This is a genomic window from Actinokineospora enzanensis DSM 44649 (assembly GCF_000374445.1).
Classification (GTDB): Bacteria; Actinomycetota; Actinomycetes; order Mycobacteriales; family Pseudonocardiaceae; genus Actinokineospora; species Actinokineospora enzanensis.
The window spans coordinates 14,848-37,791 of sequence record NZ_KB894451.1 but is presented as its reverse complement, the minus strand read 5'-3'; the positions used below and the strand labels follow the sequence as shown (position 1 = coordinate 37,791).

Annotated in this window: 28 protein-coding genes; 13 read left to right on the top strand and 15 right to left on the bottom strand. The window is 70.9% G+C overall.

From position 1 onward, the window contains the following. Positions 1-1,697, top strand: a 1,697-nt coding sequence (locus C503_RS42010; RefSeq protein WP_018686806.1) for a putative bifunctional diguanylate cyclase/phosphodiesterase, incomplete at its 5' end; no start/stop codon positions are given. A gap of 31 nt (positions 1,698-1,728) precedes the next feature. Here the strand turns inward: C503_RS42010 and C503_RS0134615 are convergent. After that, positions 1,729-2,187, bottom strand: a complete 459-nt coding sequence (locus C503_RS0134615) for an SRPBCC family protein (protein ID WP_245572658.1) — start codon at positions 2,185-2,187, stop codon at positions 1,729-1,731. Between the two features lie 153 nt (positions 2,188-2,340). Between C503_RS0134615 and C503_RS42005 the strand changes: the two genes are divergently transcribed. Next, positions 2,341-3,216, top strand: a complete 876-nt coding sequence (locus C503_RS42005; RefSeq protein WP_018686804.1) for a helix-turn-helix domain-containing protein — start codon at positions 2,341-2,343, stop codon at positions 3,214-3,216. 88 nt (positions 3,217-3,304) lie between these two features. Here C503_RS42005 and C503_RS42000 read toward each other — a convergent pair whose 3' ends face one another. Then, positions 3,305-3,856 (bottom strand): type VII secretion system-associated protein, encoded by a 552-nt coding sequence (locus C503_RS42000; RefSeq protein WP_018686803.1) that lies wholly within the window; start codon positions 3,854-3,856, stop codon positions 3,305-3,307. Between the two features lie 195 nt (positions 3,857-4,051). Here C503_RS42000 and C503_RS41995 point away from each other — a divergent pair, with 195 nt between their 5' ends. From C503_RS41995 to C503_RS0134590, 3 genes are read left to right on the top strand one after another with little or no spacing between them, the layout of a single operon-like run. Continuing rightward, positions 4,052-4,435 carry a hypothetical protein gene (locus C503_RS41995; RefSeq protein ID WP_018686802.1) on the top strand — a complete coding sequence of 128 codons (384 nt, stop codon included), beginning with the start codon at positions 4,052-4,054 and terminating at the stop codon, positions 4,433-4,435. A 47-nt stretch (positions 4,436-4,482) separates the two neighbouring features. Beyond that, complete coding sequence (locus tag C503_RS43900; RefSeq protein WP_084477474.1) at positions 4,483-5,823, top strand: PPE domain-containing protein; 1,341 nt, start codon at positions 4,483-4,485, stop codon at positions 5,821-5,823. Positions 5,824-5,879: 56 nt separating this feature from the next. Beyond that, the gene (locus C503_RS0134590; protein WP_156893717.1) at positions 5,880-6,677 is read left to right on the top strand and encodes an ESX secretion-associated protein EspG; all 798 of its coding nucleotides are present in this window, start codon (positions 5,880-5,882) and stop codon (positions 6,675-6,677) included. Positions 6,678-6,806: 129 nt separating this feature from the next. Here C503_RS0134590 and C503_RS0134585 read toward each other — a convergent pair whose 3' ends face one another. Beyond that, a complete protein-coding gene (locus C503_RS0134585; RefSeq protein ID WP_018686799.1) occupies positions 6,807-7,679 on the bottom strand; it encodes an ImmA/IrrE family metallo-endopeptidase in 873 nt (290 codons plus the stop codon). Between the two features lie 9 nt (positions 7,680-7,688). After that, positions 7,689-8,024, bottom strand: coding sequence for a helix-turn-helix domain-containing protein (locus tag C503_RS0134580; protein ID WP_026317004.1), 336 nt, complete (start codon positions 8,022-8,024; stop codon positions 7,689-7,691). A 130-nt stretch (positions 8,025-8,154) separates the two neighbouring features. On the opposite strand from C503_RS0134580, the gene C503_RS47085 reads away from it, so the two are divergent. After that, positions 8,155-8,529 carry a sterol carrier family protein gene (locus tag C503_RS47085; RefSeq protein ID WP_084477473.1) on the top strand — a complete coding sequence of 125 codons (375 nt, stop codon included), beginning with the start codon at positions 8,155-8,157 and terminating at the stop codon, positions 8,527-8,529. On the opposite strand, the gene C503_RS41985 is transcribed toward C503_RS47085, so the two are convergent. Further along, positions 8,479-9,165: a TVP38/TMEM64 family protein gene (locus C503_RS41985; protein WP_033401368.1), complete on the bottom strand. Its 687-nt coding sequence runs from the start codon at positions 9,163-9,165 to the stop codon at positions 8,479-8,481. The two genes, C503_RS47085 and C503_RS41985, sit on opposite strands and share 51 nt — an antisense overlap. Positions 9,166-9,283: 118 nt before the next feature. Between C503_RS41985 and purF the strand changes: the two genes are divergently transcribed. The 5 genes from purF to arfB all read left to right on the top strand — a co-directional run bounded on the left by purF (position 9,284) and on the right by arfB (position 13,834). After that, the gene (gene purF / locus C503_RS0134570) at positions 9,284-10,837 is read left to right on the top strand and encodes an amidophosphoribosyltransferase (RefSeq protein ID WP_018686796.1); all 1,554 of its coding nucleotides are present in this window, start codon (positions 9,284-9,286) and stop codon (positions 10,835-10,837) included. 28 nt (positions 10,838-10,865) lie between these two features. Then, complete coding sequence (gene purM / locus C503_RS0134565) at positions 10,866-11,954, top strand: phosphoribosylformylglycinamidine cyclo-ligase (RefSeq protein WP_018686795.1); 1,089 nt, start codon at positions 10,866-10,868, stop codon at positions 11,952-11,954. A 101-nt stretch (positions 11,955-12,055) separates the two neighbouring features. After that, entirely contained in the window at positions 12,056-12,565 is a 510-nt protein-coding gene (locus C503_RS0134560; RefSeq protein ID WP_018686794.1) for a SigE family RNA polymerase sigma factor, read from the top strand. Then, complete coding sequence (locus C503_RS0134555; RefSeq protein ID WP_018686793.1) at positions 12,562-13,377, top strand: hypothetical protein; 816 nt, start codon at positions 12,562-12,564, stop codon at positions 13,375-13,377. The genes C503_RS0134560 and C503_RS0134555 overlap by 4 nt, the downstream gene beginning before the upstream one ends. Positions 13,378-13,396: 19 nt before the next feature. Continuing rightward, entirely contained in the window at positions 13,397-13,834 is a 438-nt protein-coding gene (arfB, locus tag C503_RS0134550) for an alternative ribosome rescue aminoacyl-tRNA hydrolase ArfB (RefSeq protein ID WP_018686792.1), read from the top strand. 231 nt (positions 13,835-14,065) lie between these two features. Here the strand turns inward: arfB and C503_RS0134545 are convergent, their stop codons facing one another. Further along, positions 14,066-14,251, bottom strand: coding sequence for a DUF3073 domain-containing protein (locus tag C503_RS0134545; protein WP_026317003.1), 186 nt, complete (start codon positions 14,249-14,251; stop codon positions 14,066-14,068). 196 nt (positions 14,252-14,447) lie between these two features. On the opposite strand from C503_RS0134545, the gene C503_RS0134540 reads away from it, so the two are divergent. Further along, complete coding sequence (locus C503_RS0134540; protein WP_018686790.1) at positions 14,448-15,332, top strand: DUF8083 family protein; 885 nt, start codon at positions 14,448-14,450, stop codon at positions 15,330-15,332. 13 nt (positions 15,333-15,345) lie between these two features. Here C503_RS0134540 and C503_RS0134535 read toward each other — a convergent pair whose 3' ends face one another. From C503_RS0134535 to C503_RS0134515, 5 genes are read right to left on the bottom strand one after another with little or no spacing between them, the layout of a single operon-like run. Further along, positions 15,346-16,311 (bottom strand): asparaginase, encoded by a 966-nt coding sequence (locus C503_RS0134535; protein WP_026317002.1) that lies wholly within the window; start codon positions 16,309-16,311, stop codon positions 15,346-15,348. After that, a complete protein-coding gene (locus tag C503_RS0134530) occupies positions 16,308-16,886 on the bottom strand; it encodes an RsiG family protein (RefSeq protein ID WP_026317001.1) in 579 nt (192 codons plus the stop codon). Before C503_RS0134530 ends, C503_RS0134535 begins: the two co-directional genes overlap by 4 nt. Positions 16,887-16,941: 55 nt before the next feature. Then, the gene (locus C503_RS0134525) at positions 16,942-17,775 is read right to left on the bottom strand and encodes a beta-keto acid cleavage family enzyme (RefSeq protein WP_018686787.1); all 834 of its coding nucleotides are present in this window, start codon (positions 17,773-17,775) and stop codon (positions 16,942-16,944) included. A 45-nt stretch (positions 17,776-17,820) separates the two neighbouring features. Continuing rightward, positions 17,821-18,939, bottom strand: a complete 1,119-nt coding sequence (gene ygfZ, locus C503_RS0134520; protein WP_018686786.1) for a CAF17-like 4Fe-4S cluster assembly/insertion protein YgfZ — start codon at positions 18,937-18,939, stop codon at positions 17,821-17,823. After that, positions 18,936-19,379 carry a Fur family transcriptional regulator gene (locus C503_RS0134515; RefSeq protein ID WP_018686785.1) on the bottom strand — a complete coding sequence of 148 codons (444 nt, stop codon included), beginning with the start codon at positions 19,377-19,379 and terminating at the stop codon, positions 18,936-18,938. Before C503_RS0134515 ends, ygfZ begins: the two co-directional genes overlap by 4 nt. Before the next feature lie 41 nt (positions 19,380-19,420). Here C503_RS0134515 and C503_RS0134510 point away from each other — a divergent pair, with 41 nt between their 5' ends. Continuing rightward, a complete protein-coding gene (locus C503_RS0134510) occupies positions 19,421-20,263 on the top strand; it encodes an aminodeoxychorismate lyase (protein WP_018686784.1) in 843 nt (280 codons plus the stop codon). Here C503_RS0134510 and C503_RS0134505 read toward each other — a convergent pair. The 4 genes from C503_RS0134505 to C503_RS0134485 form a co-directional block, all read right to left on the bottom strand. Further along, positions 20,260-21,129 (bottom strand): 5-oxoprolinase subunit C family protein, encoded by an 870-nt coding sequence (locus C503_RS0134505; RefSeq protein ID WP_018686783.1) that lies wholly within the window; start codon positions 21,127-21,129, stop codon positions 20,260-20,262. The two genes, C503_RS0134510 and C503_RS0134505, sit on opposite strands and share 4 nt — an antisense overlap. Next, on the bottom strand, positions 21,126-21,746 hold the full coding sequence (pxpB, locus tag C503_RS0134500; protein WP_018686782.1) for a 5-oxoprolinase subunit PxpB: 621 nt from the start codon (positions 21,744-21,746) through the stop codon (positions 21,126-21,128). The genes C503_RS0134505 and pxpB overlap by 4 nt, the downstream gene beginning before the upstream one ends. 12 nt (positions 21,747-21,758) lie before the next feature. Next, entirely contained in the window at positions 21,759-22,394 is a 636-nt protein-coding gene (locus C503_RS0134495; protein ID WP_018686781.1) for a heme-binding beta-barrel domain-containing protein, read from the bottom strand. A 219-nt stretch (positions 22,395-22,613) separates the two neighbouring features. Beyond that, positions 22,614-22,922 carry a DUF1416 domain-containing protein gene (locus tag C503_RS0134485; protein ID WP_018686779.1) on the bottom strand — a complete coding sequence of 103 codons (309 nt, stop codon included), beginning with the start codon at positions 22,920-22,922 and terminating at the stop codon, positions 22,614-22,616. Positions 22,923-22,944 lie beyond the last annotated feature (22 nt).

The following is a 22,944-nucleotide window of genomic DNA, read 5'->3' as shown; positions in this document are numbered from 1 at the left end:
GCGCCGAGGTGGCGCTGCGGGCCAGCGAGGCCCGGTTCCGCGCGATGTTCAACCAGGCCGCGGTGGGCATCGCCATCGCGGACGCGGGCGGGCGGCTGCTGGAGATCAATACCGCGCTGGCCGAGATGCTCGGCTACCGAGTGGACAAGATGCGCGGGATGAACGTGACCGAGCTTCGTTTTCCGGACGAACCCGCCGCGCTCGGCCGTCCACTTGAAGAGATCAAGGTCGGCGCGCGCGACCACTACCGGATGGAGCGGCTGCTGCGCCGGGCCGACGGCACTCCGCTGTGGACGGACCTGAGCGTGTCGCTGGTGCGGGACACGACCGGCTGCCCGGAGTACCTCGTCGGCATGTTCGAGGACATCACCGACCGGCACCTGCTTGAGGAGCGGCTGCGGCACCAGGCCAACCACGACCCGCTCACCGGGCTGGGCAACCGGGCGCTGTTCACCGAGCGGCTCACCGCCGCGTTCGCCCGTGGCGGCGACACCCGGGTCGGGCTCTGCTACCTCGACCTGGACGGCTTCAAGGTCATCAACGACAGTCTCGGCCACGACATCGGCGACGAGCTGCTGGTCGCCGTCGCGGGCAGGCTCGACGGGCTGGTGACCGCGCCGGGACGGCTGGTCGCGCGGATGGGCGGCGACGAGTTCGTGGTCCTGGTCGAGGACGGGTCCGGGCGGGACGAGCTGATCGCGCTGGCCGAGCGGATCCTGGCCGCGCTGGCCGAACCCGTGCCGATCGGCGGCCACCGGCTGGCCGTGTCCGCCAGCATCGGCCTGGTCGAGCGGCCGGTCGTCGGCGCGACGCCCGCGGAGACCATGCGCGACGCCGACGTCACCCTGTACTGGGCCAAGGCCGACGGGAAGAACCGCTGGGCCGGGTACGACCCGGACCGCAACGCCCGCGAGGTCGCCCGCTTCACGCTCTCTGCCCGGATGCCCGCCGCGGTGGAGAGCGAGGAGTTCTATGTGGACTACCAACCCATCGTGCGGCTCAGCGACGGGGCGCTGATCGGGGTGGAGGCCCTGGTCCGCTGGGCGCACCCGGAGTTCGGCAGGCTGGGCCCGGACCAGTTCATCGGGCTGGCCGAGGAGACCGGGCTGATCGTGCCGCTGGGCCGCTGGGTGCTGCGCGAGGCCACCCGGCAGGCCCGGCGCTGGCACGACGTGTACGGCGACCGGGCGCCGGTGGTCAGCGTCAACCTGGCCGCCCGGCAGACCGAGGAGCCCAACCTGGTCGCCGATGTCGCCACCATCATCCAGGCGGCCAACCTGCCGCCGTCCTCGATCCAGCTTGAGCTGACCGAGAGCGCGATCATGAACACCACCGGCGGGCCGCTGCAGACCCTGCGCGCGCTGGCCGACCTGGGCATCCGGATCGCCATCGACGACTTCGGCACCGGGTACTCCAACCTCGCCTACCTGCGCCACCTGCCGGTGCACGCGATCAAGCTGGCGGGCTCGTTCATGGAGGGCCTGCGCGACTCGCCCACCGCCGACCCGGCCGACGCGCAGATCGTCACCACACTGGTGGCGCTGGCGCACGCGCTCGGGCACGTGGTCATCGCGGAGGGCGTGGAGGACCCGGAGCAGGCGGAACGGCTGCGCGAGTTCGGCTGTGACAGCGCGCAGGGCTGGCTGTTCGCCAAGCCGGGCCGACCCGAGGAAATCGAACGCTGGCTGGAGAAATAAGCACCGACCCGGCAAATTGTCGATCGGGGTATCAGCGCTTGGCGATCGCCGCGGTGAACGCGGCCAGGACATCGGTCCAGTGTTGCCGTTGCCTGCCGCGTTCGGCCGCGTCCACGAGCCACTCCTGATGGAAACGGATCATCGTCTGGCCCTGTTTGTCCTGCAATGCCACTTGGACGGTCGTGACGTGGTCCCAACCGGCCGGTCGCAGGCTGACCCGCACGCGATCCAGGTCCCGGTAGCTGCGCATGTCGCCCACGGCGCCCGCGGTCGTCTGGAACCTGGAACCCTTGGCGCGGTTGAGTACCGCGCCCGGCCCGAGCCAGATGGCGATGCCGGCGGGGCTGGTGAGGAACGCCCACACCGTCTCGATCGTGTAGGGCAGCGTCTTGGAGACACCGACTGTCCACCCGACATCCTTGGACAGTCCTGTCGTGTCCGCGACGGGGTCCATGTCCACTCGGACTGAGCGCTTGAGCGGATCTGGCATAGTCTCTCCCTGAGTAGTGTAAGAGCCCTGGTTAAGTCTAACAGCGGCGGTTAGGCTTAATGTGCGTACAGAAAGCCAGTGACGGGCTCGGTGGTCCCACGATCGGGTGGTGATCTATTCCTTGACAATAGTGCAACAGGATAAAGCTATTGCATGGATAAACGAGAGCCCACGATCCGCAGTCGGGAACTGGGCGAGGGCATGCGGGCGGCCATGGCGCGCGCCCGCCTGAACGGGGTCCAGACCGCGCGCAAGCTCGGCTGGTCCAAGAGCAAGCTGTCCCGGATGTTCCTTGGTACGCGCGGGGTCACCCCGTCCGACCTGACCGCGTTCTTCGAGGTCTGCGAGGTCAGCGGGGAGGAACGGGACCGGCTGCAGAACCTGTGCGCCGAGATGCGGGTGCCGGGCTGGTTCCGGCAACAGGAGTCCCGCCTGCCACCGCGGCTGCGCAGGCTGATCGACCACGAGCTGCACGCGGCGGCCATCGCGGAGTTCGCGCCGGTGCTGATCCCGGAGCTGCTGCGCACCGACGACTACGCGCGCTCCGTGCTGCGGTCCTCGGTGACGGTGTCCCAGGACGAGGCCGAGGACCGGCTGATCGCCCGGCACGCGCGGCAACAGCGCCTCAAGACCGACGAGACGCTGGCGTGCACCTTCTATCTGCACGAGTTCGCCCTGCGGCTGCCGGTGGGCGACGCGTCGGTGATGTCCGACCAACTGCACGAGCTGCTGCGACTGTCGGTGCGGTCGAACGTGGAGATCCGCATCGTGCGCGCCTCGCGTGGAGTGCACGCGGGGGCGGCTGGCGCGTTCCGGATGACGGAGTTCCCGGATTTCCGGCCGGTGGTGCACCTTGAGGCCGAGGTGACCGGGTTCTTCCTGGAACGGACCGATGAGATCGAGGCTTACCGGGCGGTGCTGTCGTCGTTGGGGCTGATCGCGTTGGACGCGGCGGCCTCGCGGGAGCTGATCGCGGATCTGGCGATCGAGCTGTACGCCAACGGGGACAGCGAGCTGGTCGGGTTCTGAGGCGAGGCCGTAGTTCGAGGGGAACTACGGCTTTTGCCGTGTTTACGGGGTTTGCTTTTGCTAGGGCTTGTGTTGTCGGTGGAGTTCGTCACCGTCTGGAGGCCAGGTGGGCGGCCGGGACGACTGCGGTGATGGGGCCCGCCGGGTTCACGACCAGCGGGTGGCCGTGCAGGCGGGCGGCCACGTCGACGCCGCGGATCTCGCGCCAGCCGGGCCAGGAGGCTGGCACGTGGGCAGGCGAGGTGCAGACCGGGACCATGACCGTGCCGTCGCGGTTGGGGAAAGCGGTGAGGGATTCGTCCGCGGACGAACTCGCGAAGATCAACAATGTCGCGGCGCGGAGTTCCGGGAGCAGATCGGACTGTGCCCGGTAGCGCGTGATGATCAATTGGAGCAGCTTCTCCACCCGATTGGCCGCAACCGGCATGCGCAGCGCGGTTGGTGACGGGCGGTAGTCGCGGTTCGGGCGGAAGCGGTTGACGATCTCGCCGCTGGCGTCGACCGGGTAGGCGCCCACGAAGCCCCACGGGGGGACCTCGTCGTGCGGGCCGAACTCGGGGTCGATCACGTACAGCCAGCTGTTGGGGTTGGAGCGGGCGCTGGCGCGCATGTCGAGCGTGATCTCCGGCTGGTCCAACATCGCCTCCCTCGGCGCGGTGCGGGTCGGGCCATCCTAAGGCCGATGCTCACATCCGGTGACCGGACGGTCCCGGGGAGTTCGGTCGGGCGCGCAAGAATTCCCCACGGGTTCGACGAATACCGGGGGAACCGTTCCACCACGTCGCGCATCAGAGCTAGAGTCGTCGCAAATGCACAGGACCAGGGAGTCAGTACGGTGTATCTAGCCGATGGCGGCGGGGGGAGTTCCGCACCTACGGAACCCGCCTACGCCGGTACCCAGACCCTGCACGTCGAGCCGTCCGCCATCCCGGGGGCGCTCGCCGCGTTCCGCGAGGCGCACGACCGGGTGTCCGCCAAGGTCAGCGCGCTCGACGGGCTGCAGGTGACCCGGTGGGCCGAGGACCCGGTCAGCGGCGAGGTCGTCACCGAGATCACACAGCGCACCAACGGCGGCGGCGCCGATTCGGCGATCGCCTGCCTGCGCGGTTACCAGACGCAGCTGGAGAACGCGATCGACGCGCTGAGCCAGGCTGAGCAGAAGTACCTGGCCACCGAGGGCACCAACAGCGCCATGTGGGGCAAGCACCACCAGGCGTGAGGGCCCGGCCCTGTGACATTCATCGAGCGACCGAGGGTGATCCGAAGATGGCAATGCACCGGTGGCGGGGGTATGACCACCGCGAGCTGTTCGACATGATCAACGGGGGTCCCGGCCCGGCCGCGTCGACCCCGCAGACCGAGTACTGGGACGCGCTGTACCGCGAGCTCGCGGAGATCGACAGCGACCTCAACGCCAAGCTCACCACGCTGCAGGCGGGCTGGACGGGCACCGCGGGGGAACAGGCCCAGACCGGCCTGACCCCGTTGCAGGCTTGGGCGTCCGACGCGCAGACCGGCGCCTCCGGCATGCGCGCGTCCACCGAGTACCAGGCCGACATCGTCAGCCGGGCGCGGGCGTCCATGCCCGAGCCGGTCGAGGTCACCACACCCGCCCCCTCCGGCTGGGACAAGCTCGCCGCGGGCGCCGCGCTGCTCACCGGCAACGCCGGTCCGGCCGCCGCGGTCGCGGGCCAGGCGCAGGACCACGAGGCCCAGGAGGCCGCCCAGGACGCGGCCTCGCAGAAGGCCGTGGACGCGATGGACAACTACCAGTCCAGCAGCAACTTCAACACCTCGACGCTGGGCGAGTTCGTGCCCCCGCCGGACGTGGTCGTGTCGACCCCCGACCCGAGCGGCGGCACCGGCTACAGCGCCGCCAGCTACAGCGCGGGCTTCGGCGGCACCGGGCACAACGCGTCGTACAGCCAGACCAGCCACACCACGCACCAGGTGAACGTGGGCGGCGGCAACGGGTACGTGGTGCCCGCAGGCGATCCGAACTCGGTGCACCACACCGGTTACACCGACACCACCGGTCAGACCAAGCCGTCGACGTTCACCCCGATCCAGACGCAGACGACCACGCCGTCGCACTACACGCCGACGCTGGGCGACCCTCGGGCGAACCTCCACTACGACCCGAACTACTCGAACTTCAACGGCAGCAGCCCGTACCGTGGGCCGGACTTCGCCACCACCGGCGGCGGCAACTTCCGCGGCGACCTCGGTCCCAACGTCAACGGCGTCAACGGGATCAACGGCGCCGACAGCGGCAAGGGCCCGCTGGGCAAGGGCGGCCTCGGTTCCGGCGCGGGCAACGCGTCGCTGCCGAACGACGCAGCGCGCCAGGGCGGCCAGCTCGGCCGCGGCGGCATGAGCGGCAACGGTGCGTTCGGCGGCCCCGGCGAGAACATCATGGGCACGCGCGGCGGCGCGGCGGGCGGTGCTCGCGGCGGCCTCGGCGGCGGTGGCATGGGTGGCAACAACGGCGGTCAGGACGAGGAGTCCGACGAGCGCTACGAGTCCGCGACCTACCTGGTCGAGACCGACGATGTCTTCGGTGACGAGCGGGCGGTGGCGCAGCCGGTGCTGGGCATCGACCAGTAGCAGTCGAGTGGCAGGCTGAGTGGTAGCGGGGTAATGCGATGTTCGGTGTCAGCGCGATGGAGATGATTGTGGGCGGTTCGCCGGTCTCGCTGTCGGCGCTGGAGTTCGACGTGCTGTGGGAGCACCTCGACGCCGGGACGATGCCCCTGGTAGTCAAGGTGCCCTCCCCGGGCAGGACATACGAGGACCGCCGGGCACTGGAAGACCGCGTCTGGGCGGGGCTGGAGGAGCGGGGGCTTGGCCGCAAGGTCGACCTGAACCCGGAGATCCAGCACCTGTTCAGCGTGCTCGCCCGGCCCGAGCGCGAGGTCGACGCCCGCACCTGGGTCGGCCGCGGCGTACGCCTGCTGGCCTGCGCCGCAGGCGACGACGGGGTACTCGCGATGCTCGGCGAGGACGCGATCACGCTGCGCCGCATCTCGCCTGCGGGCCTGGCCGGGTCGGCCGTCGACGCGCTGCCGCAGTGGGCGGCGGGCCCAGGGCAGTCGATCACGCTGCGCACGGCCGACTTCGAGGCGGCCGCCAACTCGGCCGACGGCACCCAGAAGGGCTTCGAACTCGCCCTACTGGCCCGCGGCGTCCGCGGCGCCGACGCCACCACACTCACCGAGATGATCAGCGACGTGCGCGGCACCGGGAACTTCGGCGCCGCCGCCCGCGACCGGCTGGGCAGGCGGGTCCGGGCCAATCGGGTCGTGTCGTTCTTCGACACCGACCACGGCCGCTATGTACAGGTGCGCCGCACCGCACCGGATCACACGCTGTGGACCACGATCTCGCCAGCGGACCCCCGCAAGCTCGTGCACCACGTGGATGAAGTGCTTACGGAAGTCCTGCGCGAAGTCGAGGTCTGATAAGGCGGAAGGCCGCCCAAAGGTCCTCCGGGTAGGGGCCTTGGGCGGCCTTCCTCTCGATGAGGAGGCGCTCTTTGTTGATCGAGAAGAAATTCAGACCGGGGCCGGCGTCGATGATCGGCCGGTGGCTCATTCCGGGTTTCTCTCTGCCGCCGCAACCTGGCCGTTGTCATCTGGCGCGTTGAGATCCTCTTCTAGAGTCGCCAGATCTACGTGCACGTCGGGTAGCTCGGTGGGCGAGGCCCATGCGATCTCCTGCTCCGTGGGCACGACACCTGCCTCACGCAGGTCTGCCTCGGCGGCCTCCAGTGTGATGCCGCCCAAGGTGGCGATAGTTTGCGCAGGCACCACCCCCTCCAGGTAGCCCCTGATCGCGCGGGCGAGCAACTGTTGTGGTGCCCTCCGCTGATTGGAGTCGGCCTGCAATGCACGGTACTGATCGCTCCACCCGAACCGGGAGGCCAATCGTGGCGCGGTCAGCGCCATCCATTCCTGCTTGGTGTCGTCATCGACGTAGTTGGCTTGGTGTAGCGCGATGGCGGCAATCTGGGGTGATGCCAGGTATCGCTGGACGACCGCAGAGAGGGTGGCTTGGGTCACGAGCTCTCGATCTTCGAGAAACTCACGCAAACCTTCGACCGGTACGAGCAGGTGCCGCGCGAAGGCGTCGGCTCGAATCTCGGCGTGGGTGCGTTCACTCCAGTTGCTCGTGCTGTTGTCCGCCCAGTCCTCGAACAGCACGTGGCCAAGCTCGTGGGCAAGAGTGCTGCGTTGTCGCATCGGGTTCGGGGTGCGCGCGACGCCGATGAACACAGCGCCGCGCGCAGGGTCTCGCATCGTCAGACCATGTTCATCCGGACCGGTGTCGAGTACGGCCACGTCGATCCGGGTTGCCTGCTCGATGACCGCCACAAGATCGCCCAACGGCTGTACGCCCAGGTGGTGCGCTTGGCGGAACCGCTTGGCGGCGGTACGCCCTTCGGTTTCAGCGTTCAAGATCATCCATCCACATCAGACCGTGGCGGGGATGGCCTGGTCGTCCAGGTAGTTGTCCAGTTCCAGGAAGTGCAGCAGCGCTTCACGCATGCGGTCCATGCTGGAGTCATTGGTGGCGCGGGCGGCGCACTGCACGCGGTCGGCCACCGTCCCGGCTTCGGTGAGTTGGGCGACCGTGTGTCCAGTCGCCCACGCGATCGCGACCACCTCGGGCATCTTCGCCGCTCTATCTCCAGCGATGATTCGCGACAAGGTCGGCTGCGAGATGCCTGCGGCATCCGCCAGGGCACGCTGGCTGAGGCCGGCGGCGATGCGGGCACGCTCAATGAGCACACTGGTACCCGTTGTCATCTTGGCCACCTCCGCAGGACTGAATCATGCAGGACTGAATCATGATCGGTTGATGTGATTCAGTCTAGCTGGATGCTGCACACAACGCCAGCGAGCCCGGCGCAACTGGGCGACGGCTTAGGCTCGGTCCGTGCCCCGTAAGTCCGTAGATCCGCATGAACTGCGTAACGCCGTTGTCGCTGTGGCGTCCTGGCTGGACGGTGGTGACAAACCGGAGCGGGTCGTGCTGGCGGCGGCGGTGCGGTTGAGTTTGCGCACCCTGGAACAGGACGCGCCGGGACATACCGTCGAGGTTCGGGTGCCGCCGTTCGCGGCGGTCCAGTGCATCGAGGGGCCCCGGCACACCCGCGGCACGCCGCCGAATGTGGTGGAGATGGAGCCGCGGACGTGGTTGGAGCTCGCGGTCGGTCGGGTCACTTGGGATGAAGCGGTTGAAGCGGGACGGGTGTCCGCGTCAGGCAGTCGAGCGGATCTCTCCGGCCAGCTGCCCCTCCTCCGGCTCTGACTGCGTCGCTCGCGTCCGGCGTGCCACGAAGAAGAACCAGACCCCGCCGACCACGGCCAGCACCGCGTAGACCGCCAGCAGCGCGGGCGGCGTGGTGCCGGTCAGCGCGTCGCCCAGGAGCACCGCGGCCGCGGTGCCGGGCAGGCTGCCGAGGAATGTGCCGATCAGGAACGGGCGGACGTTGATCGTCGACAGGCCGCAGCAGTAGTTCATCACCGAGAACGGCACCATCGGCACCAGGCGCAACGACGTCACCGCGCCGACCCCGCCGCCCGCCAGGCCGTTGTTGACCGCGCGCACGGCCGAGCGTTCCATGTGCGGCTCCACCCAACGGCGGCCGACACCGCGGGCGAGGGCGAACGCCAGCAGGGCGGCCAGCTCGGTCGCCACCATCGACACCACGATCCCGGCCGGGCCGCCGAGCAGCAGACCGGCCGACAGGTTGAACACCGTGCGCGGGATCGGCGGGACCGTGAGCAGCGTGTAGGCCAGCAGGAACAGCACCGGGGCCGCCCAGCCGACACTGTCCACCCAGGCCCGGACCTCGACCGGGCTGGGGATCGGCAGCAGCGACCCCGTCAGCACGAGGGCCGCGACGACTCCCAACAGGATGATCACAGTGGTACGTCCGGGCACCCCACCACGGTAATGGCAGCGGGTTGCGAGTGACGCGGCCCACCTTCCGGTGGCAAGTCCGATGCGGACCGCCATTTACACTGGGGTGCAGCCTCACTCCGACACAGGGAGCGCCCAGGTGGTCGACCAGTTCACGACTGGCCCTACCCCCCTCGCCGAGCAGCCGGACCCGGAGCCCCGCGAAGAATGCGGTGTGTTCGGTGTCTGGGCCCCGGGTGAGGACGTCGCGAAGCTCACCTACTACGGGCTGTACGCGCTCCAACACCGAGGGCAGGAGGCCGCGGGCATCTCGGTGGCCGACGGCAACCAGATCGTGGTGTTCAAGGACCTCGGGCTGGTGAGCCAGGTCTTCGACGAGCAGGTGCTGTCCTCGCTGCACGGCCACCTCGCCGTCGGGCACTGCCGGTACTCCACCACCGGCTCCACCACCTGGGAGAACGCCCAGCCCACGTTCCGCACCACGGCCACCGGCAGCGGGCTGTCGCTCGGGCACAACGGCAACCTGGTCAACACCGCGGAGCTGCGCGACCGGGCCGCCGCCGTGCCGGGACGCAACGGGCGCGGCCCGGCCGCCGGGGTCTCCGGCGTCACCACCGACTCGGACCTGATCACCGGCCTGCTCGCGGCGGGCGCCGCGGACAAGGGCCTGGAGCAGGCCGCCATGGAACTGCTGCCGACCGTGCGCGGCGCGTACTGCCTGGTCTTCTCCGACGAGTCGACCCTCTACGCCGCCCGCGACCCGCACGGCGTGCGGCCGCTGGTGCTCGGCCGGTTGGAACGCGGCTGGGTGGTGGCCAGCGAGACCGCCGCGCTGGACATCGTGGGCGCGTCGTTCGTGCGCGAGGTCGAGCCGGGCGAGCTGATCGCGATCGACGCTGAGGGTCTGCGGTCCTCCCGGTTCGCCACCCCGGAACCCAAGGGCTGCCTGTTCGAGTACGTCTACCTGGCCCGGCCGGACACCGCGATCGCCGGTCGCTCGGTGCACGCCACCCGGGTCGAGATCGGCCGCAAGCTCGCCGCCGAGCACCCGGTGGAGGCCGACCTGGTGGTGCCGGTGCCGGAGTCCGGTGTGCCAGCGGCCATCGGGTACGCGCAGGCCAGCGGCATCCCGTACGGCACCGCGCTGGTCAAGAACGCCTATGTGGGCCGCACCTTCATCCAGCCGTCGCAGACCATCCGCCAGCTCGGTATCCGGCTCAAGCTCAACCCGCTGCGCGATGTCATCCGCGGCAAGCGGCTGATCGTGGTCGACGACTCGATCGTGCGCGGCAACACCCAGCGCGCGCTGGTCCGGATGCTGCGCGAGGCGGGCGCGCTGGAGGTGCACGTGCGGATCGCCGCGCCGCCGGTGCGCTGGCCCTGCTTCTACGGCATCGACTTCGCCTCGCGCGCCGAGCTGATCGCCAACGGCCTGGACGCCGACGGCATCCGGCGCTCCATCGGCGCCGACACGCTCGGCTACGTCTCGCTGGAGTCCCTGGTGGCGGCCAGCGAGCAACCCCGCTCCCGGCTGTGCGCGGCCTGCTTCGACGGCGACTACCCGATCGCCCTGCCGGAGGACGCGCTGATCGGCAAGCACCTGCTGGAGGGCATCGAGAAGGGCGTGTCGGGTTCCGCCGCGCCGCTCCAGCCCGCCGGGTACGGTGCTGAAGACGCGCTGCGCCGTCCGTAGTCCCTGTTCCTGCGACCTGATTCGAGCCATGACTGAGACCAGCTCACCCGAGCCGACCGTGAACGCCACCTACGCCGCGGCGGGGGTGAGCATCGAGGCTGGCGACGAGGCCGTCGAACGGCTCAAGCCCTGGGCGGCCAAGGCAGGCAGGCCCGAGGTGCTCGGTGGGATCGGCGGCTTCGCCGGGCTGTTCAAGCTGCGCCTGGACCGCTGGCGCGAACCGGTGCTCGCCTCGTCCACCGACGGCGTCGGCACCAAGATCGCGGTGGCGCAGGCGCTGGACATCCACGACACGGTGGGCATCGACCTGGTCGCCATGGTCGTCGACGACCTGGTGGTGTGCGGGGCCGAGCCGCTGTTCCTGCAGGACTACATCGCGGTCGGCAAGGTGCTGCCGGACCGGATCGCCAGCCTGGTCAAGGGCATCGCCGAGGGCTGCGTGCAGTCCGGCTGCGCGCTGCTCGGCGGGGAGACCGCGGAGCACCCCGGCCTGATGTCGGATGGGGCGTACGACCTGTCGGCCACCGGGGTCGGCGTGGTCGAGGCGGACGCCATCCTCGGCCCGGACCGGGTCCGGCCCGGCGACGTGCTGATCGGCATGGGCTCGTCCGGGCTGCACTCCAACGGCTACTCGCTGGCCCGGCACGTGCTGCTGCAGATCGGCCGCATCCCGCTGTCCGGGCACGTCGAGGAGTTCGGCCGCACGCTTGGCGAGGAGATGCTGGAGCCGACCCGCATCTACGCCAAGGACTGTCTCGCGCTGGCCGCCGAGACGGAAGTGCGCACGTTCGCGCACATCACCGGCGGCGGCCTGGCCGCGAACCTGGCCAGGGTCATCCCGGCGGGCCTGCACGCGCTGCTCGACCGGGGCACCTGGAGCCCGCAGCCGGTGTTCTCCATGATCGCCCAGCGCGGTCGGGTGGACCGGCTGGAGATGGAGAAGACGTTCAACATGGGCGTCGGCATGGTCGCCGTGGTCGCCCCGGAGGACGTCGACCGGGCGCTGGCCATCCTCACCGCACGGCACGTGCCGTCGTGGATTCTGGGCGACGTCCGGCCCGCCACCGATCTCGACGCGCCGCGCGCCGAACTGCACGGAGTCCACCCGCGCTTCTGAGCGCGGGTGAGGTCGCTCTCTGATCGCGAAATAGACCGCGAGCGTCAGGCAACCTACCTCGGGACCAGGCCGTACTACCGGCTGACCGAGGGAGGTACCCGGTGCAGGACAGGGACGCGGAGTTCGGGGAATACCTGGACAGCCGGGCCTCCGTCATGCGCCGAACCGCCTACCTGCTCAGTGGCGGTGACTGGCACCGCGCGGAGGACCTCGTGCAGACCACGCTGGCCAAGATCTACGTCGCCTGGCCCCGGCTCAACCGGGACGGCAGCGTGGACGCGTACTCGCGCAAGGTCATGGTGCGCACGGCCATCGACGAGTCCCGGCGGGCGTTCCGGCGCCGGGAGAACGTGGTCGAGCAGCTGCCCGAGGTCGGTGTCGAGGGACCCGGGGTGGACGACGCCGTGGACGTGCGGCGGGCGCTCGCGCAGCTGCCCGCGGGCCAGCGCGCTGTCGTCGTGCTCCGGTACTGGGAGGACCTGTCGGTCGCGGAGACCGCGCAGGCACTGGGGAAGAGTGAGGGGACCATCAAGAGCCAGGCGGCCAAGGGCCTCGCCACGCTGCGCAAGCTGCTGGCGGGCGGCCGCGTGCTGGTGGAGGGCCAACTGTGAGCGACAACGTCCATGACCTGCTGCGGCTCGCGTTGGACGGCGAACCGCCACTCGACATCGACCGGGACGCTGTGTTCGCCGACGGCAAGCGACGGCTGCGCAGACGCAGGCAGGCCGCGGTCGGCGGGGTCACCCTGGCCGTGGCGGTCGGGGTGGTCGGCACCGCCGCGCTCAGCAGCGGCGTCTTCGCCTTCGGGCCACAGGTCACCCCCGCCACCACCGGGACGCCGGTGGTGTCGATCACCGAGTCGCCCCGGCCGTCGCTGCCCGCGCCGATGCCCACCGCGCCCGGCACCAGTCCGGCGAGCCGCGTGCCCTCGATGACGACCACGACGTTCCCGATGCCGCCGAGCGCCCAGGGCATGGTGGTCCTCAACGACCGGTTCAAGGACTGGCCCGCGGGCGTGCACGGGGTGAAGGGCTCGGCCCGGCCACTGTTTGAACTCGCAGGCGGCGGCGGCTTCACCGCCGATGTGCTGACCACCACCGGACGGCGGGTGCTGCAGGTCCGCGTGTACTTCACCGCGGCGGTGCAGCACAGCATGGAGTGCTTCAGCGCGCAGAACGGCACACCACTGCCCAACTGCACGCGCAGCACAGGGCCGGGCGGCGCGGTGCTGCGGATGAACCGGGAGAACATGGACGCGAAGCAACACTTCCCGGCCATCCTGCAGGTCATCGCCGACCGAGCGGACGGGGTCACGGTCGAGGTGATGGACACCGCGGGCACCGACCCTGGCTCGCGGCTGGACCCGGTGCTGACCACGGGCCAGCTGGTCGACATCGCCACCGATCCCAAGCTGCAGCCGTAAACCGCTTGCCTGGTCAGGCATGCTGAACGTCGTGTCCGAGTTGGTGGTGTCCCGAGCGCTGGTGATCCCGGCGGGTGAGCTGCGCGAACGGTTCTCCCGGTCGTCGGGTCCTGGCGGGCAGGGCGTGAACACCGCCGACAGCCGGGTGGAGCTGTCCTTCGACGTGGCAGGCTCACCGTCGATCCCCGACCACCTGCGGGAGCGGATGCTGGCCAGGCTGGCGGGCAGGCTGGTCGACGGGGTGATCACGATCGCGGCCAGTGAGCACCGAGCGCAGCTGGCGAACCGGGCCGCCGCGCGGGAGCGGCTTGGTCGGCTGCTCCGGCAGGCCGCCGAACCGCCACCGCCGTCGCGGCGCGACACCAAGCCGTCGCGCGGGTCGCGGGAGCGTCGGATCACCGACAAGAAGCGGCGGTCTGAGACCAAGCGGGGCAGGCGGATCCCCCGGGACTACTGATTCGTCGCTTTCGACGGTCGGTCATCAGACCACAGTGGACTCGGCGGGCGCCCGGTGGGATCGCCGAAACGGCCGCGCGGACCCCGGGGGATCAGCCGACCTGGGGCACACCGCCCGCGAGCGTTCGGAACCGTGCCGTGCAGGCCGTCCCGGGACGGAGGCGGCCTGCACGGCACGATTGCGAGGGGTGTGCGGCGGAAGGGGTCCAGCGGCGTCCGCTGGACCCGGCATTCAACGCCGGTAGTCGTCGTACTCGTCCTCGGACGAGTCGTCGAAGCGGTCGCCGTTCTCGTGACCCTCGTCGGACTTGCCGCCCGACAGCTCACGCTGCAGTGCCGCGAAGTCCGTCGGCTGTGAGCTGTACTTGAGCTCCCGGGCCACCTTCGTCTGCTTGGCCTTAGCTCGGCCGCGCCCCATGGCTCGACCCCCTCGCACAGTGACGGGGCGGCCGGGGGAACGGCGGCCCCGTAGATGTCGACAGTTGATTCCTGCTAACTACCGTACCGTGCTGAGGGGGTTCGATGCGACGCGGCACGGTGTGCAGAACCTGACATCACCAAGAACACCCTCGCCCGGACGCCACGGCCGTCGCCGTCCGTGAAACCATGTCCGGGTGCCTCGTCCGTTCGTCGCCTACCTGCGGGTGTACGAACCCCTGTCCGCGTTCCCCGAGCCGCTGGCGGGCCTGCTCCGCAGCGCTGTGGAGTCGACCGGCCTCGATCGGGTCGACGCGGCCACCCGCGAGCGTGAGGTGTGGCTCAAGTCACAGCTGACCGGTGGCGCCCTGCCCGGTGAGCTGGCCGACGGGCGCCCGGCTCCCAGTTCGTTGCGGGATGTGTTGGTGCTGGACCCGGCCGAGGTCCCGATGGCCGAGATCGGCGCCGGTCCGGGGCCGCTGGTGTGCCCGTTGGACCTGCGGGCCCGGTCGGCCGCCGCGATGGTGGGGTTCCTGGCCACGTCGACCTCGGTGCTGCGGACGGCCGTGCTGACCAGCACGCCGGAGTCGGTGCGGAAGAAGGCAACCAACATATTGGGTGAACTTCCGAGCGGGGCCGTGCACGTCGTGTCCACCACCTGGACGGTGCCGTTGCCCTGGTTCGCGCTGGTCGACCCGGCGCAGCGGAAGCTGGTGCTGGCGCCGCCGGAGGACAGCAGGCGGCAGGTGTACTGGCACGCCAGCATCGGGGACGCGCTGAAGCGGGTCGACCGGGCGCTGAAGCTGACCCGGCGGACGTTCGGCGAGACCGGGCCGACGAAGGTGCTCGCGGACACCGCGCAGTGGCTGGGGAACTTCGCGGGCGGGTCCGCTGTGGAGCTGGATTATGGCGGCCTGGTGCAGTTGTTGTCCGATGAGGAGCTGACGGAGGATACGTCGGCCGAGGACGTGCACGCGATCCTGGACGCGATCGAGGAGTCGAATCCGGAAGTGGTCGGCGAGCGGTTTGAACGGCTGCGGGATTTCTGGGGGGATCTGGCTTCCCGGGAGCAATTGAACTGAGCAGACGCCTGGTTCAGACGAGGTTGTCCAGCAGACCCTCGGTCATGCGGGCCGCGCCCACCGGGACGCCGCCGCCCAGCACATCCCGCTCCGCCTTCTCCTCCAACTCGGGAGCGTCATACCCCAGAGCCCGAAGAACACCCACGAGGATCGGTGTGCGCGGTCGGGGCGCGCCATCGTCGATCTTCATGGCCATGGCCGTGCCATCGGCCAGGACCATGGCGTGCACACCTTCGGCGCCACCCTTGACCAGCAGCCCGGGGATGGCCTGCATCAACTCCGTGTCATCCCGGTCGGTCCCACCGACCAGATGCGGGTGGGACCGCATGGCGTCCGCCACCCGCCGCCGCCGGGTCCCCTGAGCTGCGGTCACCAGCCGGGTATACCCGGTGGCCAAGCCGGTGAGGGTCAAGGCGAACAAAGGCGCGCCACAGCCATCAATCCCGATGGTCGTGATCCGCTCCCCCGTCATATCCTCCACGGCATCCGCGATGGAGGTCTGCGCCGGATGCTCGGGGTCCAGATATCCCCGGACATCCCACTCCTGCTGCGCGCTCGTGGCCACCATCGCCGCGTGCTTCCCGGAGCAGTTCATCGCCGCGGCCCGCTTACCACCACCGCCCGCGATGACCCGGTTCCGGCTCGCCTCGTTCATCGGCCAGTCCGGCGGGCAGCCCAGATCGGACTCCGCGAGACCGTTCTTCGTCAGGATCCCGATGACCTGCTCGACATGCTCCGCCTCGCCGCTGTGCGAGGCGCACCCGACCGCCAGGTCCGCGTCGTCGGGAAGGTCCAGACCGGCGCGCAGCAGGCCGAGGGCCTGGAGGGGCTTGTTGCAGGACCGGGTGAAGACCGGCTCGTGCACCTCGCCGATGGCAAGCCGGACGGTGCCGTCGGGGCCGAGGACGACCACGGAGCCGCGGTGGATGGATTCGACGAAGCCCGAGCGGAGGACCTCGACTAAGACGGGGTTGTTCAGCGTCGATCTCCCTCTGGGCGCTTGCCGCGTTCGGCGGCGAGCAGTTCGTCGACGGAGGCGCTGCCCGCCCGGTAGCGGCCGCCGATCTCGTCGTTGAGCAGGTCCATGACCCGCTGGACCTCGCGGCGGCGCTGGGAGACCGAGGACTCCTCCTGCTGGTAGGTCAGCAGGGCCAGGGCGAGGCGGTCGTCCGACAGGGAGCCGACGTCCGACAGGTCGGCGTCGGAGACCAGGGCCTCGACGTGCCTGCGGTGGGCCTCGGCGCGGGAGGGCTCCATGGACTGGTAGCGACCGGAGCCGGTGGCCGGGGCGACGGCGTTGTCGGCGAGGATCGCCGCGAGCTGGTCCACCACCGAGGTGGACTCGCCGGTGGCCCGGCGGCGTTGCTCGGCGCGGACGATGTCGATCCGGCCATGCAACAGCCTGCGCAGGTAGGACAGGTCCGTCTCCTCCTGCGCCGCGTCGTCGCGGCGGACCCGGACCTCGGCCAGGTCCAGGGCGGCCAGGTCGGCGACGTACTCCGGCGACAGGACCCGGTCGATCCGCCTGCGCCCTCCCGGACGGACTTCGATCACGGGCACATCCTCCGCCACTCGGTGCTCGATCGCCATATCTTGGCGACTTCGGTGCTCAGCTCGCCACCCCCAGAAGTACCCTCGACTCTTCCGGACCAATCGGTGGACGCTGAGCAATCCTCGCCAAACCGGCCGCGCGGGCCACGAGCTGGGCGTTGTCGCGCACCGGGTCGCCCTTGGCGTAGGAGAGGGTGTCCTCCATCCCCACCCGAACGTGTCCGCCCGCCGACAGCGACGCGAGCAGCACCGGGAGGGTCGTGCGGCCGACGCCGGTCGCCGAGAAGGTGGCGCCCTCGGGGATCCAGCGCAGCGCGGCGGCCAGGGTCTCGGTGTCGCCCGGCATGCCGCCGGGGACGCCCATCACCAGGTCCAGGTGCACGTGGCCGCCTGCGGGGAGGCCGTGCTGGTCCAGCAGCCTGCGCAGGGTGGTCAGCTGGCCGAGGTCGAAAATCTCGTACTCCGGGACGATCCGCCGCTCCTGCATGCGTTTGTGCAGCTCGACGATGAACCCCCAGCGGTTCAGGAACACGTCGTCGCCGAAGTTGACCGTGCCCATGGTGCAGGACGCCGAGTCCGGCAGGGCGTCGAGCACCGCCAGCCGGTCGGACTCCGGGTCGGTCACCGCGCCGCCGGTGGACAGCTGCACGATCAGGTTCGAGCACTCGCGCACGGCGGCCACGGTGTCCTTGAGCCTGCCCAGGTCGAGAGTGGGTTGGGCGTGCTCGTCCCGGATGTGGATGTGGATCATCGACGCGCCCACCCGCCCGCAGTCCTGCGCGGTCCGGGTCAGCTCCTCCAGGGTGACCGGGAGGTTCGGCACGTCCTGCTTGCGGTGTTCGGCGCCGGTCGGCGCGACGGTGATCAGCGTTCCGGGGGTGGCGGAGGACATGGCGCGATCCTGGCACAGCCCCCCGTGCCTGCCCCAGCGACGGAGTCAGCCGCGCAGGCCCTGAGCGGCGGCCCGGCCAAGCGCAGGCGTGTCGGCCGGGACCGAGTCGGGGTCGATGGACGCGGCGACCGGGTTCCCGCCGCCGACCACCAGGTCCGTGCCCGGCCCGATCGAGCGCTTGAGCAGGGCCAACGCGATCGGGCCCAGCTCGTGGTGCTGCACGACCGAGCCGACGTGCCCGATCTCGCGCTCACCCGCGAACACCGGGTCGCCGGTGGCCGGGAGCGTGTCGGCGCCGCCGTCGAGGTGCAGCAGCAGCATGCGGCGCGGCGGGCGGCCGACGTTGTGCACCTTGGCCACCGTCTCCTGGCCCCGGTAGCAGCCCTTGGCCACGTGCGCGGCGACGTGGATCCAGTTCACCTCGTGCGGGATGGTCTTCTCGTCGGTGTCCACGCCCAGTCGGGGGCGTAGCGACTCCACCCGGAGCGCGTCGAAGGCGAGCGTGCCCATCGGGCGGGCGCCCGCCTCGGTCAGCCGGGTCCACCAGGCGACCAGGTCGGCGCGCGGGACCAGCAGGTCGGCGGCGTCGTGACCGGGCCACGGCATCCGGCGCACGATCACCGCCGAGCCGCCCGCGACCGCGTACGCGCCGGTGGGCACGGGCAGGCCGACGGCGGTCAGCAGGGCGGGCGTCTCCGGGCCGACCACGGACAGCACGGCGCGTTCACCGGTGGCGTCCCGGGGCTCCACTTTGGACCAGAACACCATCTGGCCGAGGTACTCCAGCAGCGGCACCCGGCCACCGCGCGCGCCGGTGGCGACCGCGCCGCGCTCGGTGTCCAGCCAGACCGTGCCGTCCAGGTGCGCGACCAGCATGTGTGCGTCGACCCGGCCCTGGCTGTCGAGCACCAGCGCCTCCGTGCCCGCGCCATCGGCCAGCTCGGTCAGGTGCTGCGAGAGCACCAGGTGCAGCCAGGACAGCCGCTCCGCGCCCGGGACCGCGATCAGCTCCCGGTGCGAGCGGTCGACCACCGCGACCTTGCGCGCGGCCGCGCGCTGCTCCGCGAACGGGTCGCCGAAGTGCCACGGGACCCCGGAGTCGATGCTGTCGTCGGGGGCGCGCACGGCGCCGGGCAGGTCGAGGATCGGCGAGCGATCGGTCACTGGTTCTCCTGGGAGCAGCTCTGGCAGGTGCCGGACAACGCGAGATGGCTGGCATCCAGGACGAACCCGTGCTGGGCCCGGAGTGTTCCGCACAGCTCGTCCATGACCGCGCGCGGCGTCTCGTCGACCCGGCCGCAACGGTGGCAGACCAGGTGGACGTGCTGGTGCTCGAACACCGAGTAGGTGGGCGCGCCGTGGCCGAGATGGGTGTGCCGGACCAGGCCGAGGCCCTCCAGCAGCTCCAGGGTGCGGTAGATCGTGGTGACGTTGACCGTGGGCGTGGTTCGCTGCACCTGCCTGCAGACCTGCTCGGGGGTGGCGTGCGCCAGCTCCAGCAGCGCGTCCAGGACCAGCTGGCGCTGCGGCGTCATCCGCATCCCGCGCTCGTGCAGCGTCTCCTTCAGCTGCGCGCGGCGGTCCTCCAGCGGGCGGGTTTCCACCCCGTCGATGGTAGGCCCTCGGCCCGCGTAGGGTTCCGCGCATGCGCGTGCTGGCCCTGCTGGACGGAACCCTGGTCGACCCCGAAGCCCCGCACATCCGCGTCGACGACCTGGGCCTGGTGCGCGGGGACGGCGTGTTCGAGACCATCCTGGTGGTGGACGGCACACCCCGGGAACTGGACCCGCACCTGGACCGGCTGGCCCGCTCGGCGGCCATGGTCGAGCTGCCCGCGCCCGACCGGGCGGCGTGGACGCGGCTGGTGCGGACCGTGATCGACGCCTGGCCCGAGCCGGGTGAGATGGCCCTCAAGCTCGTCTACACCCGTGGGCCCGAGTTCGGCGACGGCACGCCCACCGGCTACGCGCTGGGGCTGCCGCTGAACGCGAAGTCGCTGCGGCAGCGGGCCGACGGCGTGTCGGTGATCACCCTGGCCCGGGGCTTCTCGCCGGACCTGGTGGAGCGCGCGCCGTGGCTCTTACTCGGCGCGAAGACCCTGTCATACGCGGTGAACATGGCCGCGCTCCGATACGCCGACGCGCACGGGGCCGACGAGGTCGTGTTCCTCGCCGACGACGACTCGGTGCTGGAGGGGCCGACATCCTCGGTCGTGCTGGTGGAGGGCACCACGCTGCGTACGCCGCCGCCGACCAGCGGGGTGCTGGCGGGCACCACCCAGGAGGCGCTGTTCCGGGCGGCCGAGCGGGCCGGGTGGAGCACCAAGGTGGAGCCGATCGAGCGGGCCGAGCTGACCGGGGGCGACGGGCTGTTCCTGGTCTCCAGCGTCCGCAAGATCACCCGAGTGCGGGTGCTGGACGGCGTCGAGCTGCCCGACCGCCCCGAGCTGAATGTGGTGCTGAACGAGCTATACGAGTCGGAGTACTAGGACTCGCGGGCGCGCAGACGGACCCGGGCGCCCGGTCGGAGCTGGGCCAGGGCGGCCAGGTGCGCGGCCGGGACCAAGCCGAGCGCCGGGTAGCCGCCGGTCGTCGGGTGGTCGGCCAGGAAGATCACCGGGCGGCCGCTCGGCGGGACCTGCACGGCGCCGGTGAGCACGCCCTCACTGACCAGCTCCGCCCCGTCCCGCTCGGGGGCGCGGCGCAGCGGGTCGCCGAGCAGGCGCAGGCCCACCCGGTTGCTCTCCGGGGACACCGACCAGGTCGTGGCCGCCAGCTGGGCCGCGGGGTCGGTGAACCAGTCGTCGCGTGGGCCCAGGGTGACCGGGACCGTCAGGTCGTCGGCGGGTCGGCTGGGCGGGATGGCGTCGGCGCCGCCGGGGAGGCCCTCGGGGGTGCCCAGCGGGAGGACGTCGCCCGCGCGGAGCGGGGCCGGGCCGATGCCGGAGAGCAGGTCGGTCGACCGGGAGCCCAGGTGTGCCGGGACGTCGATGCCGCCGGAAACGGCTACGTAGCAACGTAATCCGGTGGCAGGCGTGCCAAGGCGGAACTCCTGGTTCGGTCCCAAGTGGACCGGGGCGTGCGAGTCGACCACGTGGTCGTCGACGGTGACCGGGACGCTCGGGCCGGTGACGGCGATCGTGCACGATGTCTCGGCACGCAGGACCAGACCGCCGAGCAGGCATTCCAGGCCCGCGGCCGACTCGGGGTTGCCGACCAGGCGGTTGGCCAGGCGCAGCGCCGGGATGTCCAGGGCGCCAGCGGGGGGCACGCCGAGATGGGCGTGGCCGGGCCTGCCCAGGTCTTCGACCAGGGCGAGCGGGCCGGTGGCGACGACGGTCACGGCGCGGGTCATGGTGCTGCCTCGAACCGGACGTGATCACCCGGGGAGAGCAGTGCGGCGGGGGCGCGGGTGGGGTCGAACAGGGCGTCGGCGTGGTCGGCCAGGCGGGCAACCAGGCGCCAGCCGCCGGGGGACGAACGCGGGTAGACGCCGGTGAACTCGCCCGCGATGCCGACCGAGCCCGCGGGGACCCGGGTGCGTGGAACGTCCAGGCGTGGCTGGCACAGCGGCTCGGGAAGACCGGTCAGATAGCCGAAACCGGGGGCGAAACCGCAGAACGCGACGGTGTAGGTGGCGCTCGCGTGGAGCGCGACGGCCGCCTCGACGGACAGGCCCGCGGTCTCCGCGACCAACTCCAGATCGGGGCCGCCGTAGACCACCGGCACGACCACCTCGCGCGCCTCGACCTCCGGCGCCACCGAGAGATCAGCCCGCGCCAGCACCTCCCCGACCTGGCGCGCCCCGGCCGAACCGGGCTCGAACGACACCAACACCGTCCGCGCGGCCGGGACCAGCTCGACCAGACCGGGCAGCTCGGCCGCGACCAGGGCCGCACGCGTGGCGGCCACCTCGGTCAGCGAGCCCAACTCCACCAGCACGCCGTCCGGGCCGTACCGCCGCAGCCGCATCCCGGGGCGCGGTCAGCCCACGACGCGGCGCAGGTACGCCGAGGTGTGCGGCTGCAGGTCCTGGCCGACCATCGCGCGTTCCTCCACATAGGCCAGATCGCCATTGTTGACCAGGCCGTAGAGCCGCTTCGCCGCGTTGACCTCCGTGGCCGACGCGGTGCGGATCACCACATCGGTGTCCAGCTCCCAGGAGGTGGAGTTGCGCGGCGCGCCGTAGAAGATCTCCGAGACGCCGGTGGCGTGGGTGAGCAGGACCTCGATCGTGTCGTCCGCCTGCGGCCGCCACCAGCCCACCTCGCGCGCGGCAGGCCGGATCACCCGGCCGTCGTCGTCGATCAGCCAGGCGCGCGCCTCGTAGTAGAGGAACGGGCGGCCGTCGTGCGCGAAGGTGATCTGCTGGGCGAACTTGTACGGGCCCTCGATGGTCGGGTAGACCACCTCGCCCTCGCCGCGCCACACCCCGACCAGGGGCAGCAGCGCCAGGCAGGCGTCGTTGAGGTTCGGGCCCTCGCGCAGGTTGGCGGTGTCGACCGGGATCGGGAGGTCGTCGAACTGCGGCACATTGCGGTGCCTGGTCGCCTCCGCCCGCTCGGCCGCGGCCTGCAGAGCGGCGTCGCCGCTGCCGGGAACCGGGTCGTTCGCGGGCATCAACGCTGGTCGATGTAGAGCCGGTACACCACGTAGAAGGCGAACCACGTGGTCAGCACACCCATCGCGACCAGCAGCGTCGTGAAGAAGATTTCCACAGGGAGAGGATAGCGGCATGTCCCGGAACCGCTCGTATGGCACTTCTCTCCCGGCACGACTCTCCCGGACACGACGAAGGCCCCGGGGTGAGTCACCCCGGGGCCCTCGTGGTCGACCGGATCAGGCGACGGCGACCGCGACCTCGTGCAGGCCGGGGCCCTCGGCGCTGACCCGCGCCTCGCCGTTGCCGTCGCGGTGCAGCGCGCGCACGGTCCACGTGCCGGGCGCGGCGAAGAAGCGGAAGTCGCCCGCCGGGGACGACACCACCTCGGCGGTGAACTCGCCGGAGGCGTCCAGCAGCCGGACGAAGGCGCCGCCGACGGGCGCGCCGCCGCTGGTCACCTTGCCGTTGAGGACGACCTCCTTGCCCGCGTCCACGTTCGCCGGGAGGGCAGTGCCCTGCTCGGGTGCGCCACAGGAGTCGCTCATGTAGTCCCCATTCCTCGGGTTG

Excerpts from the sequence above, each read along its gene's own strand:
- C503_RS0134615 (WP_245572658.1), bottom strand. The coding sequence starts at position 2,187 with ATGCCAGATCCGCTCAAGCGCTCAGTCCGAGTGGACATGGACCCCGTC.
- C503_RS42005 (WP_018686804.1), top strand. The coding sequence starts at position 2,341 with ATGGATAAACGAGAGCCCACGATCCGCAGTCGGGAACTGGGCGAGGGC.
- C503_RS42000 (WP_018686803.1), bottom strand. The coding sequence starts at position 3,856 with ATGTTGGACCAGCCGGAGATCACGCTCGACATGCGCGCCAGCGCCCGC.
- C503_RS43900 (WP_084477474.1), top strand. The coding sequence starts at position 4,483 with ATGGCAATGCACCGGTGGCGGGGGTATGACCACCGCGAGCTGTTCGAC.
- C503_RS0134590 (WP_156893717.1), top strand. The coding sequence starts at position 5,880 with ATGGAGATGATTGTGGGCGGTTCGCCGGTCTCGCTGTCGGCGCTGGAG.
- C503_RS0134585 (WP_018686799.1), bottom strand. The coding sequence starts at position 7,679 with ATGATCTTGAACGCTGAAACCGAAGGGCGTACCGCCGCCAAGCGGTTC.
- C503_RS0134580 (WP_026317004.1), bottom strand. The coding sequence starts at position 8,024 with ATGACAACGGGTACCAGTGTGCTCATTGAGCGTGCCCGCATCGCCGCC.
- purM (WP_018686795.1), top strand. The coding sequence starts at position 10,866 with ATGACTGAGACCAGCTCACCCGAGCCGACCGTGAACGCCACCTACGCC.
- arfB (WP_018686792.1), top strand. The coding sequence starts at position 13,397 with ATGCTGAACGTCGTGTCCGAGTTGGTGGTGTCCCGAGCGCTGGTGATC.
- C503_RS0134545 (WP_026317003.1), bottom strand. The coding sequence starts at position 14,251 with ATGGGGCGCGGCCGAGCTAAGGCCAAGCAGACGAAGGTGGCCCGGGAG.
- C503_RS0134525 (WP_018686787.1), bottom strand. The coding sequence starts at position 17,775 with ATGTCCTCCGCCACCCCCGGAACGCTGATCACCGTCGCGCCGACCGGC.
- C503_RS0134510 (WP_018686784.1), top strand. The coding sequence starts at position 19,421 with ATGCGCGTGCTGGCCCTGCTGGACGGAACCCTGGTCGACCCCGAAGCC.
- C503_RS0134505 (WP_018686783.1), bottom strand. The coding sequence starts at position 21,129 with ATGACCCGCGCCGTGACCGTCGTCGCCACCGGCCCGCTCGCCCTGGTC.
- pxpB (WP_018686782.1), bottom strand. The coding sequence starts at position 21,746 with ATGCGGCTGCGGCGGTACGGCCCGGACGGCGTGCTGGTGGAGTTGGGC.
- C503_RS0134495 (WP_018686781.1), bottom strand. The coding sequence starts at position 22,394 with ATGCCCGCGAACGACCCGGTTCCCGGCAGCGGCGACGCCGCTCTGCAG.
- C503_RS0134485 (WP_018686779.1), bottom strand. The coding sequence starts at position 22,922 with ATGAGCGACTCCTGTGGCGCACCCGAGCAGGGCACTGCCCTCCCGGCG.